The following is a 16,293-nucleotide window of genomic DNA, read 5'->3' as shown; positions in this document are numbered from 1 at the left end:
GTCAGTTGTCCGGGACCGGGCCGTCGTCGGGGGTCGGGCTGGCGGAGTCGAGTTGTTCCGGGAGTAGTGGGGAGACCGCGAAGACGCCTGCGGCGGCGTCGGCGGGGAGGGCTTGGACGGCGCGGATTCCGGGGCGGGCGGCCAGGTCTCGCAGTTTTGCGAGGGGTCCCTGTAGGACGATGCCGACGACGCAGGCGCAGTTCGCGCGCAGCCGGGTGGCGACCAGGTTTTTGACGCGGGTGGAGCGGTCGTCGAAGGTCTGGGTCGATTCCACCTGGGCGGCAGCCGCTTTCACCGAGGCGACGGCGACCTCGGGGCCGGCGGGGACACCGATGGCGATGATCGGGGTGGCCACGTGGTCCACGGCCACGTGGTAGACGACCTCGGAGATACGCAGGCCGGCACTGAATTCGGGGATCCGGTCGGCGGTCACGCCCGTGGTCAAGGAGAGCAGCGCCCAGTGGTTGTCGGAGTCGTTGCCCGCCAGCGATGTTCGTGCCGACGCCAGGTAATCCGCCACCGGCTCACCGCTTTCCGGGCCCAGGCGGTCGGTGGAGATGATCGCCGCCCGGGGCGGGATGGCCCGGCCCAGGACGACGATCAATACCACGAAAAGTACTGCGGCGACCGCGATTCCGGCGCGGCGCAGCGTCGGTGCATCCACAGGCGGATCCGATCAGTGCGTGCGCAGGACGTCGAGAGCGTGTTCCAGGTCGGCGGGGTACTCGCTGGTGATCTCGACCCAGCGGCCGTCGGCGGGGTGGTTGAAGCCGAGCTGGCGGGCGTGCAGCCACTGGCGTTCCAGGCCCAGCCGTTCGGCCAGCCGCGGGTCCGCGCCGTAGGTCAGGTCGCCGCAGCAAGGGTGCCGCACGGCCGAGAAGTGCACGCGGATCTGGTGGGTGCGGCCGGTTTCCAGGTGGATGTCGAGCAGGCTCGCCGACTGGAACGCTTCGACGGTGTCGTAGTGGGTGACCGACGGGCGGCCGTCCGCGACGACCGCGAACTTCCAGTCGTTGCCGCGCGCCCGCCCGATCGGCGCGTCGATGGTGCCGCTGGACGGATCCGGATGTCCCTGCACCAGCGCGTGATAGCGCTTCTCCACGGTCCGGTACTTGAACGCGCGCTTGAGCTGGGTGTACGCGTGCTCGGACTGCGCCACCACCATCACGCCGGAGGTGCCGACATCGAGGCGGTGCACGATGCCTTGCCGCTCATGGGCTCCCGAGGTGGAGATGCGGTAGCCCATGGCCGCCAGCCCGCCGACCACGGTGGGCCCGGTCCAGCCGACACCGGTATGCGCCGCCACGCCGACGGGTTTGTCGACGGCCACGATGTCGTCGTCGGCGTAGAGGATCTTCATCCCGTCCACCGGCGTCGCCTCGACGGTGAGTTCGCGCTTGGGCTCTGGGAATTCGACTTCCAGCCACGCGCCGGCGGTCAGCCGATCCGACTTACCGGCCGCGACGCCGTCGATCTGGACGCTGCCGTCCTCGGTCATCGAGACCACCGCGGTGCGCGACAGGCCCAGCAAACGGGACAGTCCGGCATCGACACGCATGCCGTCCAAACCATCCGGCACCGGCATACTGCGAGTTTCCCTCACGCTGTCTCCCCCTCGGCGGTCGATGCTTCCTGCTGCCGGTGCATGCGCGTGCCGTCGGGTTCGAAACCGAACACCGTCAAGGCCACCAGCAGAATGGCCCCGCACACGATCGACGAATCGGCCACATTGAACACCGGCCACCAGCCGACCGCGACGAAATCCACCACATGGCCCTGCAGCGGTCCCGGCGCGCGGAACAACCGGTCGACCAGATTGCCGAGCGCGCCACCGAGCACCATGCCCAGACCGATCGCCCACGGCAGCGAACGCAGCGTGCGGCCGATACGGATGACACCGATCACGACGGCCGCGGCGACCAGGGTCAGCAGCCAGGTCATGCCGGTGGCCATGGAGAACGCGGCACCCGGATTGCGGATCAGCGACAGGCGCGCCCAGTCCCCGATCAGATAGATCGGCTTGCCGGGAGTCATGGTGGCGACCACGATGGTCTTGGTCAGCAGGTCCAGTCCGAGCAACACCGCGGCGATGATCAGCAGAGTGCGCAACCGCAACGGCTGAGACTCGGACGCGCCGTCGGACGCTGGCTTCGGGTCTGATTCCTCTGCGCCGGATTCGGGCGGCCGCTCGGTACTCACCCTGACATCATTCCTCATCCCCGAAACCGCCCTGCCGCCCGCTCGTGATCCCAGCTGTTTTTCAGGTACGCGCCGTAACCTGTTCGACGTGACGGTGTTGTCTTCATCCCCCAGCTCGGCGAACGCCACCGCACCCTGTTCCGGCCCACCGCGTCCACCGCGGCGACCGGGTGCGCGCACCACGCGTTCGGGGGTGTTGATGCTGGTTCTCGCGATGACCCTGACCGCGTTCGGCGTCGGTTGCAGCGCCCCCGGCGAGCGCACCGTCGAATCCGACAACACCGAGCCGGTGGGCTTCAACAAAGAGGTCACCATGCCCATCGAGGCGGTGACCACCACCGTCGTCGAGCCGGGCGCGGAACCTCGTTCGCAGCTGCGGCGCACCCTCGAACCGGGCACCACCCAGCAGGTCACGCTCAGCACCGATCATCATGTCGAGCAGCAGATCAACAATCAGGCGCTGCGCGATATCTCGCCGCCCGCGATGACCATTCCGCTCAGCGCGCAGGCCGGTAACGACGGCGTGGAGCTGACCATCGGCAATGTCACCTCTCCCGACCCGAACCTGGCGAAGGCGCTGCTGCCCGCCGACGGCTCCCGGGTCGGTTTCGATGTCAGTGAGCTGGGCGCGATCACCGCGCTGAAGCTCGCCCCCAAACCCTCCACCCCCGATACCGCGCGCGCGGCCCTGGAGCAGGCCTTCTATCAGGCGGTGTACCAGTCCATCGCGTTCCCGCAGGACCCGGTCGGGGTGGGCGCGGTATGGACGGTGCGGCAACAGGTTTCCGGCAGCGTGCCCCTGGAACAGGTCACCACCTGCACGCTCACCGCGCGGGACGGCAATCAGCTCACCATCGAGCTGAATGTCACGCAGACCCCGAAATCCACCGTCTGGCATCTGCCCAACGAGGCCGGCCAGCTGGAGATCGTCGACTACCTCATGCACGGCACCGGCACCATCGGCGTGGATCTCGGTCTGCCGCTACCGGTTTCCGGCACCGTCGAAGTGGGCGGCAATCAGACCTACCGTGACCCGCACAGCTCGGTGACGCTGCGCCAGACCCTGCGCACGGAGGTGCAGTGGGGGGCGTGATGCGAGGCGCGCTGCTACTGGGCGCGCTGGCGCTGACCGTCACGGCGTGCGGCAGCCACAAGGATTCCGCGCCCGCCCTGCCCAGCCTGGGGCCGACGGTGAAGCCGACGCAAACACCCGGGGCCGCAGCGGTTCCGGATCAGTACACGCTGCGCTCGCTGCTGCTCGACGCGGCGGCGCTGCCCGCGGGCTTCACCGCGCTCGACGATCCGCCGCCGGGTAACACGGGCGGCGCGGGAGCCAAGACCGATCCCGCACAGTGCTCGAATGTGCTGGCGGCCATCGCCGCTCAGGCCCCGGGTGCGGCCGCGCAGGCCGCGGCCCAGTTCGGCGGCCAGAATTTCGCCTCGGTGGACATCGATGCCGCGTCCTACGCGAACGGCGGCGCGGCACAAGCCTTCTCCACCGTGCAAGGACTGTTGCAGGGCTGCACCAAGTACTCCGGCAAGGATGCCGACAACACCAAGGTCGACTTCCGGCTCGGCGGACTGACCCAGCCGCAGGACGGCGACGGCTCGGCCGCCTTCCAAGTACGCACCACCAGTGACGGACTCACGCTCTACACCGATGTGAGCATCACCCTGGTCGGTTCGACGGTCGTGCAGATCGCCCTCTCCGACGCCAAAGAGCCGGACCCGGCGCAACTCACCGCCATGACCGCGGCCCAGGTCCGCAAACTGCGCGGGGCCGCGGGACCGTAGTCCCCGGACTCGCTTCCCGCTCGGCGTACTCCGCCGCTCAACGCACTCTCCTAAACGCACTCCGCCCCCGTTTCCACGAGGAAACGGGGGCGGTTCGCTGTCCGGACCGTCGAAGCTACTGCCAGCCGGTCACATTGATCGGGCCGGGATTCCACAGGCCGGTATGGGAATCGGTGGTCACGACCGGTTTGGCGGTCTGCGCCGACGCGTCGATGCGCTCCAGCTTCTGCAGCTCACCCCAGTCCCGGCGCGGATCGTTGACGAGGTAGGTCGCATAGGTGACCGGCCGCAACAACATCGAGCTCCAGCCGAGCGCGCCGCCACCGTCGTGGCTCTGCCACAGCGTGGTCATGGCCGCGCCGCCCCGGTCGGGCAGGATGCGGTAGTCGGGCACCTCGGCGATGCCGTCGAGGTGATCGAAGGGCCGCTGGCACGGGAACTGCAGGCCCACTTCCCAGTCCAGCAGCACGGGCTTGGTCTTGCCGACGAAGTCCTGCAGCGTGACGGTCTGCGGAATGCGCGGCGGGGTGAGCGCCACCCACTGCTTGGGATCGCTGTCGCGGTCCTCGGCCAGCACGCGAATCGCGGTGGCCGACGCCGGAATCTCGGTCATCGGCACCCGCAGATTGCGCCAGGTCGGGGCGGGACCGATATCGATGGGCGTGACCCGGCCCTGCGGTTCCAGGGAACCGTCGGCACCCGGCACCCCGTACTCGATCTCCACCCGCTGCCCGGGCGTCACGATGCCGTCCTTGTCCACCGAGCGGATGCGCCCGGCCGCCGCCATCGCGATGATGCCGGCGCTGTCACGCTGCGCGGGCAGCGCGTACCAGCCGGTGGTCAGGGTCGAGACCGCCTCGGTGCTGTTGTAGCTGCCCAGCATCGGGGTGTCCGCGTCCAGGCCGAAAGGCAGTGGCGCGGTGGTGGTTCCGTCGACCGTGCCACTGGAGCGGCCACTGACGGCGGCGGAGACGTTGCCGCCGTTGTCGGCCTCGTCGTCGGCGCGCAGATCGGTGGCCACACCCTTGGGCGAGAAGCCGGGCGCGTCGGCGGTGAAGGTGCCGAGCACGTCACCGTTGACCGGCTTCAGCATGCCGAGGTTCGGATGCTCTTCCACCCGTACGTCATTGGCCATACCGCACGTCTTGCCCAGCACCGCATCCACATTCGAGCGGGCCAGCGAGTACGCCGGGTACTGCGCGATCGCACCCTTGGCCAGCGAGGCCACCTCGAACAGCACCATGAACGCGGCCGCGATGGTCAGCGGCGGCAGGGCGACGAAACGCCAGCCCAGCTTCGAGATCCGGTGCGGGCCGGGCTGTTCCGGCGCGCGCACATGGAACCAGGCGGCCAGGGCGAGCAGGCCCACCGTGACCACCAGCAGGATCTTGTCGACCCCGATACCGGCGATCACGACCGACTTGTCGTTCCAGGAGATCGACCAGTTCGAGACGTACCACCAGCCGTTGATGCTGGAGAACGACACCGCGAGCGCGAAGGCGACCACCGCGGCGAACAACGCTCGGTTGCGCGGCGACCGCATCACCCGCGGTCCGACCGCCACCGCCGCCAAAACCGCGACCACACCGGCGATTCCGGCATAGATGCCGTTGTGGTGCGTCCACTTGGTGGGCGTGAACATCATCAGCAGCATCATGCCGACGCCGGTACCCAGCACGCGTCGCACCGGTCCGGGCGCGGTGAACGGAATCCGCCCGCCCTTGCGCAGCAGCACGAAAATGCAGACCAGCAGCCCGATCCAGAAGGCGAGCATGCCGAAGCGCCGCGCCAGCGAACCGTCGATGGTGGGCATGAACAGGTACTGGTAGCGAATGTATTCGCCGTCCCAGTGCACGTCCGGGCCGACGGCCGTGTGTACCCGGCTCATCTCGGACATCGACGAGAGCGGCTGATCACAGAACATGATCGCCAGCACCACCGCACCGGCCGCGGCCAGCGGCACGGACAGACTCAGGTAGGAACCGAAGCGGGCCTTCAGGATCGCGAAGGCGTTCGCGCCGGGCGCGGTCGGCTTACCCAAAGCCGTTGCGCGCCTGTTGAGAATGCGCCAGATCGGCCGGATGCCGGCCAGCAGCGGCGCGAAACAGATGATGCCCGAGGGGCCCACGGTACAGCTGAACGCGCCGATCGCGATGGCAATGCCGTAGGGCAGCAGTCTCCCGGTCGCAATGGCCCGCTCGACCGAGACCCAGGTCAGCAACACACCCAGCGCCACCAGCGGTTCCGGGCGCAAGCCGTTGTTGTAGGGCAGCCAGATCACCAGGAAGCCCAGCGCACCGGTCCACACCGCGATCCGATCGCGGCGAATCCGCGCGCCCAGCCGGGGAATCACCTCGCGGCTGAGCACCAGCCAGATCGCGATGCCCGACAGCAGCGCGGGCAGGCGCATCCACGGGCTGGCCGCGCTGATCTGCGCCATATGGCCGATCAGGTCGTAATACGGTGTGCCGACCGGTGTTTCGGGGACACCGAAGTAGCCGAAGTAGTTGGCCATGTACCCGGCGTGGATCGAGGCCCGGCCCATGCCGTACTGGTAACCGTCATCGGAGGTGGTCGCGCCGATGAAATGCCACAGGATCAGCGTGCCGAGCACGACGGCGTCGACCGGCTTGAAGCTCCACCAGTGCTGCGGCAGGAAGCGGCGGCTGCGACGCCCGTCGAGGCGATCGAGCCGGAACAGCGCGAACAACGCGACCAGGGTGCCGAGGATGGCCGTCCAGATGGCGATCCGCTTGATCGTGCTCGGCGTGGAGGTGAAGCGGCTGTCGACCTGCGCGGTGACCGTGGCCCCGTCGGAGACCGTCAGATCGCTGTACACGCCGACCAGCTGCGGCCGGTAGTCGCCGTCGAGGGTGACCGGGGCGACGCTCGACCCGGAGAGCGTGGCGGTGGTGGCCGTCATATCGGAGTGCACGGTGAGAGCGCAGCCCGCGGCCAGCTGATCGGTGGGAATACTCACCAGCGTCTTGTGGTGGGTGATCGCCTCCAGCTTGCCCGGCGTGGTCACCCCGTCGGTGGTGGCGGCGGCGGTGACCCGCGCCACGAATCCGTACCGTTCGAGATCCGGCGCACCATTGGGCGCGGTGGCGGCCAGTGTGCCGCCCTTCGAACCGAGCTGTGTCACAGCCGAACAGGGGATGGTGGCATCGAAGGTCAATGGCGCGTACGACACCAGCGGAGACTCGATGCTCTGCGTCGAATTGCCCTGCGGCCAAGCCAGAGTGGTGTGATCGACCTCGACGGGCAGGAGCGGCACGGCCAGCGCCGCTGCGACTGCCACCAATCCGGCGATCAGAGCGAGCGGCCGGGCCCATCCCCCTGAAATTCGTCTCTCGGGTTCAGCACCAGCACTCCCGGCGGAATCCTGCCCCGCCTTCTCCAACACGTCGGTCACGACCGCCGATCCTAAGCGGAAGCCATGATCCAGCGCCAAGAGAGTTGTGACCCGGCATCCCACTGCTGGATGCCGGGCCCGTCACATCGGGACTAGCTGCAGGCCGGAGAGGTCTGGTTGGCCAGCGAGAGGGCGTTGCAGATCCACTCCTTCTGGACCTTCCACTTGCCGTCCTCGGCGACGAACGGGACGACCGCCTGCTGCGGCGCGCCACCGTTGACCGCGATCTGCGCGTCGGCCGTGAGGGTGCCGTTGCCGAGATCGGTCACATTGGTGACGGTGATCGTCGCGTTGTTCTGCTTGTAGGCCTCGGCCAACCGGTTGGGCAGGCTCGGGTCGGCCTGGACGCCCTGCATCATGTCCAGCTTCTCGGAGTCCGGCACGTTCGGGTCGAGGGCCTTCTGCAGCTGGGTGTTGAGGTCCGCCGCGGTCGGGGCCGCCGGGTAGCTGGTCTGCGCGGCCTGCGAGGTGGTGGTCTTGGCGGTGGTCTTCGTGGTGGTCTTGTCACCGCTGCCACACGCCGACAGCCCGAGTACGGTCACGACGGCCAGAGCGGCGACCGCGATGCGTCCAGTCTTCTGAAACTTCAACTGCTCGTCCTTTGCGTTCGAGTAGGTCCGTTCGACAATGTGACAGCTACACCGTCCGGCGCCGCCGCACGAGACGCGACACTACCAACGCCGAGTCTCGGAAACCGGCTCCGTGCGCGATGGCGCGGCATTTTCAGGCCGAATCCTCATAATTCGCGCAAATATGTCTCAACCACATCATCGCAGGCTGGCAAGGGGGTCCGCGCGCTTCAGATCCGGATCCTCGGCGGCGAAGGTGCGCGCCGGACCCGGTCCGGTCGAACGGGTTTCGAATCGAACCGTCACCACGCCGTGCCCCGCGCCTTGCACCCAGCCGTGTCCGAACTCGGGATGCTCGACATCGAGTCCGGGATACCAGATTCCGACGGCGTAGGAGCGAGTTGCGGGCGGTACCACGGCTTCCGGGGCCGCCGGCACGGCGAACGCCGGCTCCTCGGAGATCGGGCCGCCCACGTCGACGGCCTGATCCAATTCGGGGAACAGGGACTCTTGCCGAATCTCCGACAAACCCGCGAAACCCACGCCCACCAGGCGAATCGGACCGATATCGGCCGGATCCAGGGCGGAGCGCTGCGCGGCCGCGGTGAGCGTGGCGAGATCCTCGGTGGCATAGGGCAAGGTCGAGGAGCGGGTGAGGATGCTCATATCGGTCCGCTTGAGTTTCAGCACCACCGTGCGGGCGGCGCGGCCGTCCGCGCCCAGCCTCCGATGCGCCGAGATCGCCATGGCGTCGATGGCCGGGCGCAGCTGGGCCAGGGTGAGAATGTCGGTCTCATAAGTAGTTTCGGCACTGATCTGCTTGGCCTCGGCCCGCTCCGCCACCGGGCGATCGTCGATACCGCGAGCCAGGCGGTGCAGCGCCACACCGATACTGCCGCCCAGGATCGAGGACGCCTCGGATTCCGGGAGCGCGGCCAGCGCGCCGACCGTCTCGATTCCCAGTGAGCGCAAACGACTTTCGGCGACCGGGCCGATTCCCCACAGTTTGCGCACCGGCAGCGCCGAGAGGAAACGGTCCTGCTCGGCAGCCGAAATCACCCGCACCCCATCGGGTTTGGCCAGACCCGAGGCGATCTTGGCGAGCTGCTTGCCACTGCCCGCACCCACCGAGGCGGTCAGGCCGGTGCGCTCGCGCACGGCCGCGCGCAACTGCTCACAGAACTCCGCGACCCGATCCGCGCTCGCCCCGGCCAGTTCCGCCGGTTCACCGAACGCCTCGTCGAACGAGAGCGTCTCCAGCACCGGGATCCGCGCCCGCAATGCCTCGAACACCTGCCCGCTGAGCTCGCCGTATACGGCTCCGCGCGGCGGAATCACCACCGCCGCGCCGCCGACCAGCCGCCGCGCCTGATGCATGGGCATGGCCGAACGCGCGCCGAAGACCCGCGCCTCGTAGCTCGCCCCGGCCACCACGCCGCGCCCGCCCATGCCGCCCACGAGCACCGGGCGGCCGCGCAGGGTCGGGCGGGTCAGCTGCTCGACCGAGGCGAAAAAGGCGTCCATATCTATGTGCAGCACCCAGCGCCGCTGTCCCGAACCTCGGGACGTGCTGTCCGAATCTCTGGATCTGCTGTCAGTTTGCCGTAAATCCGCCGCCGCGCCCGCGGTCCGCGCCGGTGCACCGGCCGCCCGCGCCGAATCGCCCCCACCAGGCACGATGCCCGGGTTCTCGGAGTCGGCAGACGTATTCACACCGGGAAATCTACAAGCGGCTACCGACAGGTACGTCCGATCCCGTGTGTGATGATCGAGCCATGACGATTCGCAAGGCCGTGATTCCCGCCGCCGGCATCGGCTCGCGGCTGCTGCCGCTGACCAAGGCGATCCCGAAGGAAATGCTCCCGGTCGGCGACAAGCCGGTCATCGAACACACGGTGCGCGAACTCGTGGCCTCCGGCATCACCGACATCACCATCGTGGTCAGCGGTGGAAAGTCGTTGATCCAGGACCACTTCCGCCCCAACCCGGCGCTGGTGGCCCAGCTGCGCGCCGACGGCAAGGCCGCCTATGCCGACGCCGTCGAGGAGGTCGGCGAACTCAGCCGCGCCGGGCACATCACCTACCTGGATCAGCACGGGCCCTACGGCAACGGCACGCCCGTCCTGAACGCGGCCCGCCACCTGGGCGACGAGCCCATGCTGGTGCTGTGGCCCGACGACGTCTTCGTCGCCGAGGTGCCGCGCGCGCAGCAGCTCGTCAACGCGTACGAGAAGACCGGCGCACCGGTGCTGGCGCTCATGCCGATGGATCCGACCGAATCGCAGCGCTACGGCGTACCCGTGGTCGAGGAGACCAACGGCGAAGGGCTGATGCGGATCAGCGGCCTCAAGGAGAAGCCCAAGCCCGCCGACGCGCCCTCCTCCTTCGCCGCCATCGGTGGCTACGTGGTCACCCCGGGCATCATCGCCGAGCTGCGCAAACAGGTCGACGACTGGTACACCCACCGCACCGGCGAGGTCTACCTGACCGATGCGATCAATATCTTCGCCGCCGCTAATCCGGTGTACGGCCAGGTAATTCAGGGTCGCTGGTACGACACCGGCAACCCGGCCGACTACCTGACCGCCCAATTCGCCTCGGCGCTGGCGCATCCGGAGTACGGTCCGCTGCTGCGTCAACTCGTCACGGAGTAGTGAGTAGTCACAAAATTCGAGTTCGGAGCATAGTTCGGCGCACAAGTGTCTTGCGCCACAACCATGCCGGCGCCAATATTGTCGAAACCCGAAACATGGGGGCATGTTTCGACGATCATGCAATCGGGGTCGGGCACCTCTGGATCGAAGGTCGGTTTTGCTAGGCGGATTGGGCACCCGGGCGGCACTGCTCGCGGCGGCAAGTTGTTCCCTTGTCACTACGTACACGATGGCTGTGCCCGCAGGTTCAGCCTCTGCGGTCCCGCCCGATCCGATCACCAGCAACGTCCGCCTGTTCGGGACCCCGGTCTCCGACGACGGCTCCAATATCAAGGCTTTCGAGATCCACGACGCGCGGAATCTCACCCTGCACGTGCACTCCACGGCCATGGACACCGATATCACGGTGGAAGTGCAGCGGCCCGCCGACACCTCGCAGCCGCGCCCGGTGCTGTACCTGCTCAATGGCGCCGGGGGCGGCCAGGATACGGCCACCTGGAAACGCAATACCGACTCCACCGAGTTCTTCGAGGACAAGAACGTGAACGTGGTGATGCCGATCGGCGGCGCGTTCACCTACTACACCGACTGGCGCAACGCCGATCCCCGGCTGGGGCAGCCGATGTGGAAGACCTTCCTCACCGAGGAACTACCCCCGATCATCGATACCGCGTTGGACACCAACGAGGTTCACGCCATCGCGGGGATGTCGATGTCGGGGACATCGGTCCTGCAACTGCCGATCGCCGCGCCGGGGCTGTACACGGCGGTGGCCGCCTTCAGCGGCTGCCCGCAGATCAGCGACCCGATCGGGCAGAAGTTCGCGGATCTGGTGATCAGCATCGGCGGCGGCAATCCGGTGAATATGTATGGCCCCAGCGATGATCCGGAATGGGCCGCCAACGATCCCTACGTGCACGCCGAGGCACTGCGGGGACTGGGGCTCTACATCTCCAACGGCAGTGGCCTGCCCGGCCGCCACGACAATGTGGCCGACGTCCGCAGCCTCGGGCCGGCCGACGGCGGTCTGCCGCAACAGATCCTGGTCGGCGGCATTCTGGAGGCCGCCAGCGACTGGTGCGCCCGCAACCTCAAGACCCGCCTGCGGGAACTGGAAATCCCCGCGACCTTCGACATCACCAAACCCGGCACCCACTCCTGGGGCTACTGGCAGGACGACCTGCGCAACTCGTGGCCGGTGCTGGCCAAGGGCCTGGATCTGCCCGAAACCAACTGAGCCCCGGTCATTCCGGCGGGGTCACTCGTCGGCGGCGTTGTAGCGCACCAGGTATCGGGCGAGACGGTCGACATCGGCGTCTTCCCAGTCTTCGAAGCGTTCGGTGAAGGCGGCGGCGCGGCTGCGGGAGGCGGCGCGGGCCATGCTCTTTCCCTCGGCAGTCGCGCGGAGCACCAGATTGCGCCGGTTGGCAGGGTCGACCTCACGTTCCAGGTAGCCCTCCTTCTCCAGGGCGGCGACCTGGCGGCTGACCGTCGACTTGTCGAGGTGGAAGTGACCGGCCAGGTCCGCCGCCAGGCAGCCGTCCCGCTCGATCACCAGGTCGAGGATGCTCGACGCGACCAGTGACAGTTCCGGGTGCAGTTCGGTCGCGCGGCCGCGGGCGCGACGGGCGAAGGCGGTGAGCTCGCGCTGTATGACCTCGATCGCATCGGCACGGGCGGGGAATGCGGCGTCGCTATCCATGGTTGTAGACTACAACTTCGCTTGGTTGTATTTACCAACTATTGGAGAACGAACCCATGGCCTCGCATCAGATCCGGCACGTCGTCACCCACCTACTCACCCCGCTGCTCATGTGCCTCGGCATGGGCCTGGCCTACCTGGGCGCGTTCCACCAGCCCGAACCCAACCACCTCGCGGTAGCGGTCGTCGGCGACAGCGCCCAGGTCAAGGTGCTGGCGCAGACCATGAAAGACAAGGGCGGCAATGCCCTCGACGTGATCACCGTGCCGACCCGCGACGACGCGATCAGCCAGTTGCGGCACCGGGACCTGGCGGGCGCGTACGTGCCCGATCCACAGAAGCCCGAATTACTGGTCGCCAAGGCCGGATCCGACACCACGGCCATGGCCGCCGAGGCCGTCTTCGGACAGGTCGCGGGATTGCAGAACGCGCCACTGACCGTCACCGACGTGACCACCCCCGCCCCCGGCGACCCGACCGCGCAGGGCATCTTCTTCCTGCTGGTGGCGCTGAGCATCGGCTCCTACGGCAGCGTGGCCGCCATCGGCGCGGCGGGCGCGGGCCTGTCCATGCGGGTGCGCGGACTCCTCGGCCTCGTCACCTCACTGCTGGTGAGCCTGATCGGCCTCGCCCTGTCCGGCCCGATCTTCCAGGTGGTCGACCATGACGCGGCCGGGATCTGGGCCATGTCGTGGCTGTACTCGGCGGGCATCCTGGCCATCGGCATCGGCGCGCACACCTTCCTGAAGCGCTGGACCACCCTGGCCATGATGGTGCTGTTCGTCATGCTGAACTTCACCAGCTCCGGCGGCGTGTACGGCCCGTGGCTGCAGAACGACTTCTTCGGCACGCTGCACCACTTCTGGAACGGTGCGGGATTCGTCGAGGGTGCGCGCAGCCTGCTCTACTTCGACGGCGTCGGATTCGGCGGGCGGATCAGCAGCCTGATCCTGTGGTTCGCCGCGGGCCTCGCCCTGATGGCCGTCGCGGCCCTGGCCGAGAAGCGGCAGGCCGCAAAGGAACTCGGCCCGCGCCATGCCGCCGTCCCCAAGCCCGCCGAACAGGCGGAGGAGGAGATGGAGGAGACGGTCGGCGTCTGACCCCTACCGAATACCCAACTGCGACAAGGCGGTCCGGATACCCACCCGGACCGTCTCGTTGTCTCCCACTCCCCCGCTGATGGTTACACCGTCGCGCGTCATGAGCAGTACCCGCGACGCGTCCTCGACCTCGGTACGCCCATCGGCGCGCAGCCGCTCTGCCATGAGATCGCGGAACCAGCCGCGATAGTCGTCGACCACCTGGCGCACCGCGTGATCGGGATTCGGAAACTCGACGGCAGCATTGAGGAACGGGCAACCGCGAAAGCCGGGCCCGCAGCTGAGCTCGCCGAGTCGTTCGAAGATGCCGACGATGGACTCCGCGCCTTCGCCGGGAATCGCCTCCAGAATCTCGCGTTGCCGGGCATACTCCCGCACCAGATAGGCGACGACCAGGTCTTCCTTGGTCTTGAAGTGCCGGTAGAAGGTGGCCTTGGCGATGCCCGCCTCGGCGATGATGCGGTCGATGCCGACGGTGTGGATGCCCTCGGCATAGAACAGTCGAGTCGCGGTGTCCAGCAGGCGATCACGGGCTTCACTCATGACTGGCACCTCCTTCCCCCTGGTCGGGACTTCGGTATTGACGATAGCAGACAGACCTGTCTACTCTGAGGTCGTACTGAACAGACAAGTCTGTCTAGGGAGATTCGAAATGGCTAAGCTCTTCACCTCGTCCGCTACCTCCGTCGGCCGCGAGGGCCGCTCGGTCAGCTCCGACGGTTACCTCGACCTGAAGCTGGCCCAGCCCAAGGAGGCCGGCGGCAGCGGTGACGGCACCAACCCCGAGCAGCTGTTCGCCGTGGGCTACTCCGCCTGCTTCGCCGGCGCCCTGCAGGTCGTGGCCCGCAATGCCGGTGTCGCGCTGGGCGACGCCTCGGTGACCGCCGACGTCAGCCTGAACAAGGACGACGAGACCGGTTTCGGCATCTCCGTCGTGCTGCGCGTCGAGCTGCCCGAGGAGCTGCAGAACGAGAAGGGCCGCGAGCTCGTCGAGGCCGCGCACCAGGTGTGCCCGTACTCCAAGGCCACCCGGGGCAACATCCCCGTGGAACTCGTTGTCGAGTAAGACGATTCAGTAGAACCGGCGAATGGAGTAGATGTCGAACTGGCTCAGCGGAGTCAGGCCGACGGGCACACCCCAGTCGTACGCGTTCAGCACATTGCCGCCTCCCGCGTAGATGCCTACGTGGGAGGCGTCGTCGTTGAGGACGATCACATCGCCGGGTTGCAGGGAGCCGAACGGCACTTCGAGCCCGGCGTCGGCCTGTTGCCACGTGGTGCGCGGCATATCGATGCCGACACTGCGAAAGGCCCACTGCACCAAGCCCGAGCAGTCCCAGTCGTCCGGGCCGGTGCCGCCCCAGCGGTACGGCTTGCCGGACTGCGTGGTGGCCAGGCTCAGCGCGACCATGGCGCGCGGACTCGCGAGGGGGATCTGCGCCGAGCCGCTCGCGCTGCCCGATGCCGAGCCGCTGGCGCTGCCGGAGGCGGAACCCGATCCGGAGCCGGACGAGGATCCGGTGTCCGCGTGGGCCGTGCCCGCCCACAATGCCGCGGCCACCGTGAGCGCCGCCGTAGTCATGAGAAAGTTCCGGAACCTGCGAAGCTGCCTTCGAGCCATGAGCGCGCCCCTTCATCGGCGATACCGCGGGAACAGCAATGAACAAGATCGATAGCTAGCTGATAGCCGTTGTATCGCACCTGCAACATGCGTCACAAGAGAACCAGGGTTGGCGTGTCTCGAGACCCGCGTCACTCGTTCTCGAAGATCGCCCGGCCAGGCACATGGTCCCGAAATACCAAGAGCACCCACCCGGGGTCCGGATGGGCGCTCTCGCGTTTGCTGAAGATCAGCGGTGCAGCCGCAGGGTCAGGTGGTGGTTGGCCTTGGTCAGCATCGGGATCAGCAGGTAGGCCGAGGTCGGCACGACGATCGCGGTCAGGATCAGGGTGCGCACGAACACCGGCAGGCTCCCCATCTCCGGGCCCAGCAGGGCCAGCGCGATGGTGATGGTCGGGTAGACGGCCAGCCAGGTGATGATGGCCCGCCGGTGCACCGACGGAACCGTCATGGGCGCAGCGACATTCGCGACCGGAGCGGTGACATTCACGGCGGGGGTGGTGACGATGGTGGTCATTGTTCGCTCCTAGCGACCGAGTTCCGATCTTTCGGCGAGACGGTCCGTCTCGTCTTGTTGATGAAGTTAGACCGATTGACGACGACTGTCAAGACGAGACGTTCCGTCTCGTTTCGAGGTACGATCCAGGGCATGGCATCGGCCCCGAATCCCGAACTGCGCAGCGCCAAGTCCCACCGGGCGATCCTCGACGCGACCATCGAACTCGCCGTCCGCAATGGCTACGGCAAACTCACCATCGAGGCCATCGCCGCCAAGGCCGGGGTCGGCAAGCAGACCATCTACCGCTGGTGGCCGTCCAAGGGCGCGATCGCGCTGGAAGCCATCAACGACCGGATCGGCACCACCACCGACTTCCCCGACACCGGCGATCTCGTCGCCGACCTCAAGACCCAGATCACCGGCCTGACCGCCATGTTCGCTAGTGACATCGGCTGCATCTACCGCGGTGTCATCGCCGAGGCCCAGAACGATGCGAAGCTCATGGAGTTGGTGCGCGAGAAATTCATCGAACCTCGCCAGCAGAGCGGTGCCCGCCGCCTCGCCACCGCCATCCGCGCGGGCGAGATCCGCGACGACCTCCCCCCACTCGTCATGACCAACATGATCTACGGCCCGGTCTACATCCGCTTCCTGCTCGGCATGGGCGACGTCCTCGAATCCCCCGACTTCGTAGAACCGGTCCTGGAGGGCCTGCGCCCCCGCACCTGACGCAATGCGAA

17 protein-coding genes are annotated in these 16,293 nt (G+C 67.6%); 7 read left to right on the top strand and 10 right to left on the bottom strand.

The features are described 5' to 3' along the window. Position 1: 1 nt before the first annotated feature. The 3 genes from ACFXHA_RS36265 to lspA are packed head-to-tail and all read right to left on the bottom strand — an operon-like array spanning position 2 to position 2,217. Positions 2–664, bottom strand: coding sequence for a hypothetical protein (locus ACFXHA_RS36265; RefSeq protein ID WP_379364308.1), 663 nt, complete (start codon positions 662–664; stop codon positions 2–4). Positions 665–676: 12 nt separating this feature from the next. After that, positions 677–1,603 carry an RluA family pseudouridine synthase gene (locus ACFXHA_RS36260; RefSeq protein ID WP_379364306.1) on the bottom strand — a complete coding sequence of 309 codons (927 nt, stop codon included), beginning with the start codon at positions 1,601–1,603 and terminating at the stop codon, positions 677–679. After that, the gene (gene lspA, locus ACFXHA_RS36255; RefSeq protein ID WP_379364304.1) at positions 1,600–2,217 is read right to left on the bottom strand and encodes a signal peptidase II; all 618 of its coding nucleotides are present in this window, start codon (positions 2,215–2,217) and stop codon (positions 1,600–1,602) included. The genes ACFXHA_RS36260 and lspA overlap by 4 nt, the downstream gene beginning before the upstream one ends. 181 nt (positions 2,218–2,398) lie before the next feature. Here lspA and ACFXHA_RS36250 point away from each other — a divergent pair, with 181 nt between their 5' ends. Beyond that, positions 2,399–3,292, top strand: a complete 894-nt coding sequence (locus ACFXHA_RS36250; protein ID WP_379364302.1) for a hypothetical protein — start codon at positions 2,399–2,401, stop codon at positions 3,290–3,292. Continuing rightward, on the top strand, positions 3,292–3,993 hold the full coding sequence (locus tag ACFXHA_RS36245) for a hypothetical protein (RefSeq protein ID WP_379364393.1): 702 nt from the start codon (positions 3,292–3,294) through the stop codon (positions 3,991–3,993). The genes ACFXHA_RS36250 and ACFXHA_RS36245 overlap by 1 nt, the downstream gene beginning before the upstream one ends. A 115-nt stretch (positions 3,994–4,108) precedes the next feature. Here ACFXHA_RS36245 and ACFXHA_RS36240 read toward each other — a convergent pair whose 3' ends face one another. The 3 genes from ACFXHA_RS36240 to ACFXHA_RS36230 all read right to left on the bottom strand — a co-directional run bounded on the left by ACFXHA_RS36240 (position 4,109) and on the right by ACFXHA_RS36230 (position 9,501). Continuing rightward, entirely contained in the window at positions 4,109–7,408 is a 3,300-nt protein-coding gene (locus ACFXHA_RS36240) for an arabinosyltransferase domain-containing protein (RefSeq protein ID WP_379364300.1), read from the bottom strand. Positions 7,409–7,500: 92 nt separating this feature from the next. After that, a complete protein-coding gene (locus ACFXHA_RS36235; protein ID WP_379364298.1) occupies positions 7,501–7,998 on the bottom strand; it encodes a hypothetical protein in 498 nt (165 codons plus the stop codon). Positions 7,999–8,175: 177 nt separating this feature from the next. Beyond that, positions 8,176–9,501, bottom strand: coding sequence for a DNA polymerase IV (locus tag ACFXHA_RS36230; RefSeq protein ID WP_379364391.1), 1,326 nt, complete (start codon positions 9,499–9,501; stop codon positions 8,176–8,178). Between the two features lie 251 nt (positions 9,502–9,752). Between ACFXHA_RS36230 and ACFXHA_RS36225 the strand changes: the two genes are divergently transcribed. Both ACFXHA_RS36225 and ACFXHA_RS36220 read left to right on the top strand, forming a co-directional pair. After that, positions 9,753–10,631 carry a UTP--glucose-1-phosphate uridylyltransferase gene (locus ACFXHA_RS36225; RefSeq protein ID WP_379364296.1) on the top strand — a complete coding sequence of 293 codons (879 nt, stop codon included), beginning with the start codon at positions 9,753–9,755 and terminating at the stop codon, positions 10,629–10,631. A gap of 229 nt (positions 10,632–10,860) precedes the next feature. Then, positions 10,861–11,868, top strand: coding sequence for an alpha/beta hydrolase (locus tag ACFXHA_RS36220; protein WP_379364294.1), 1,008 nt, complete (start codon positions 10,861–10,863; stop codon positions 11,866–11,868). Positions 11,869–11,889: 21 nt separating this feature from the next. Here ACFXHA_RS36220 and ACFXHA_RS36215 read toward each other — a convergent pair whose 3' ends face one another. Continuing rightward, the gene (locus ACFXHA_RS36215; RefSeq protein WP_379364292.1) at positions 11,890–12,333 is read right to left on the bottom strand and encodes a MarR family winged helix-turn-helix transcriptional regulator; all 444 of its coding nucleotides are present in this window, start codon (positions 12,331–12,333) and stop codon (positions 11,890–11,892) included. A gap of 56 nt (positions 12,334–12,389) precedes the next feature. On the opposite strand from ACFXHA_RS36215, the gene ACFXHA_RS36210 reads away from it, so the two are divergent. Next, positions 12,390–13,433: a hypothetical protein gene (locus ACFXHA_RS36210; RefSeq protein WP_379364290.1), complete on the top strand. Its 1,044-nt coding sequence runs from the start codon at positions 12,390–12,392 to the stop codon at positions 13,431–13,433. A 3-nt stretch (positions 13,434–13,436) separates the two neighbouring features. Here the strand turns inward: ACFXHA_RS36210 and ACFXHA_RS36205 are convergent, their stop codons facing one another. After that, entirely contained in the window at positions 13,437–13,976 is a 540-nt protein-coding gene (locus ACFXHA_RS36205) for a TetR/AcrR family transcriptional regulator (protein WP_379364288.1), read from the bottom strand. 109 nt (positions 13,977–14,085) lie between these two features. Here ACFXHA_RS36205 and ACFXHA_RS36200 point away from each other — a divergent pair, with 109 nt between their 5' ends. Further along, on the top strand, positions 14,086–14,499 hold the full coding sequence (locus ACFXHA_RS36200; protein WP_379364286.1) for an organic hydroperoxide resistance protein: 414 nt from the start codon (positions 14,086–14,088) through the stop codon (positions 14,497–14,499). 6 nt (positions 14,500–14,505) lie between these two features. Here ACFXHA_RS36200 and ACFXHA_RS36195 read toward each other — a convergent pair whose 3' ends face one another. Together ACFXHA_RS36195 and ACFXHA_RS36190 are read right to left on the bottom strand one after the other, a co-directional pair. Then, on the bottom strand, positions 14,506–15,015 hold the full coding sequence (locus ACFXHA_RS36195) for an NlpC/P60 family protein (RefSeq protein ID WP_379364284.1): 510 nt from the start codon (positions 15,013–15,015) through the stop codon (positions 14,506–14,508). Between the two features lie 268 nt (positions 15,016–15,283). After that, positions 15,284–15,571: a hypothetical protein gene (locus tag ACFXHA_RS36190; RefSeq protein WP_379364282.1), complete on the bottom strand. Its 288-nt coding sequence runs from the start codon at positions 15,569–15,571 to the stop codon at positions 15,284–15,286. Between the two features lie 132 nt (positions 15,572–15,703). Here ACFXHA_RS36190 and ACFXHA_RS36185 point away from each other — a divergent pair, with 132 nt between their 5' ends. Further along, complete coding sequence (locus ACFXHA_RS36185) at positions 15,704–16,282, top strand: TetR/AcrR family transcriptional regulator (RefSeq protein WP_379364280.1); 579 nt, start codon at positions 15,704–15,706, stop codon at positions 16,280–16,282. The last annotated feature ends 11 nt before the right edge of the window (positions 16,283–16,293 follow it).

The organism is Nocardia sp. NPDC059240, from assembly GCF_042753865.1.
Classification (GTDB): Bacteria; Actinomycetota; Actinomycetes; order Mycobacteriales; family Mycobacteriaceae; genus Nocardia.
Note: the sequence above shows the minus strand (reverse complement) of the source record. Positions and strands in the feature narration are given on the sequence as shown.

Coding starts and splice junctions, on each gene's coding strand:
- ACFXHA_RS36225 (WP_379364296.1), top strand. CDS start 9,753: ATGACGATTCGCAAGGCCGTGATTCCCGCCGCCGGCATCGGCTCGCGG.
- ACFXHA_RS36200 (WP_379364286.1), top strand. CDS start 14,086: ATGGCTAAGCTCTTCACCTCGTCCGCTACCTCCGTCGGCCGCGAGGGC.
- lspA (WP_379364304.1), bottom strand. CDS start 2,217: ATGAGGAATGATGTCAGGGTGAGTACCGAGCGGCCGCCCGAATCCGGC.
- ACFXHA_RS36195 (WP_379364284.1), bottom strand. CDS start 15,015: ATGACTACGGCGGCGCTCACGGTGGCCGCGGCATTGTGGGCGGGCACG.
- ACFXHA_RS36220 (WP_379364294.1), top strand. CDS start 10,861: ATGGCTGTGCCCGCAGGTTCAGCCTCTGCGGTCCCGCCCGATCCGATC.
- ACFXHA_RS36210 (WP_379364290.1), top strand. CDS start 12,390: ATGGCCTCGCATCAGATCCGGCACGTCGTCACCCACCTACTCACCCCG.
- ACFXHA_RS36190 (WP_379364282.1), bottom strand. CDS start 15,571: ATGACCACCATCGTCACCACCCCCGCCGTGAATGTCACCGCTCCGGTC.
- ACFXHA_RS36245 (WP_379364393.1), top strand. CDS start 3,292: ATGCGAGGCGCGCTGCTACTGGGCGCGCTGGCGCTGACCGTCACGGCG.
- ACFXHA_RS36230 (WP_379364391.1), bottom strand. CDS start 9,501: ATGGACGCCTTTTTCGCCTCGGTCGAGCAGCTGACCCGCCCGACCCTG.
- ACFXHA_RS36215 (WP_379364292.1), bottom strand. CDS start 12,333: ATGGATAGCGACGCCGCATTCCCCGCCCGTGCCGATGCGATCGAGGTC.
- ACFXHA_RS36250 (WP_379364302.1), top strand. CDS start 2,399: ATGCTGGTTCTCGCGATGACCCTGACCGCGTTCGGCGTCGGTTGCAGC.
- ACFXHA_RS36185 (WP_379364280.1), top strand. CDS start 15,704: ATGGCATCGGCCCCGAATCCCGAACTGCGCAGCGCCAAGTCCCACCGG.
- ACFXHA_RS36205 (WP_379364288.1), bottom strand. CDS start 13,976: ATGAGTGAAGCCCGTGATCGCCTGCTGGACACCGCGACTCGACTGTTC.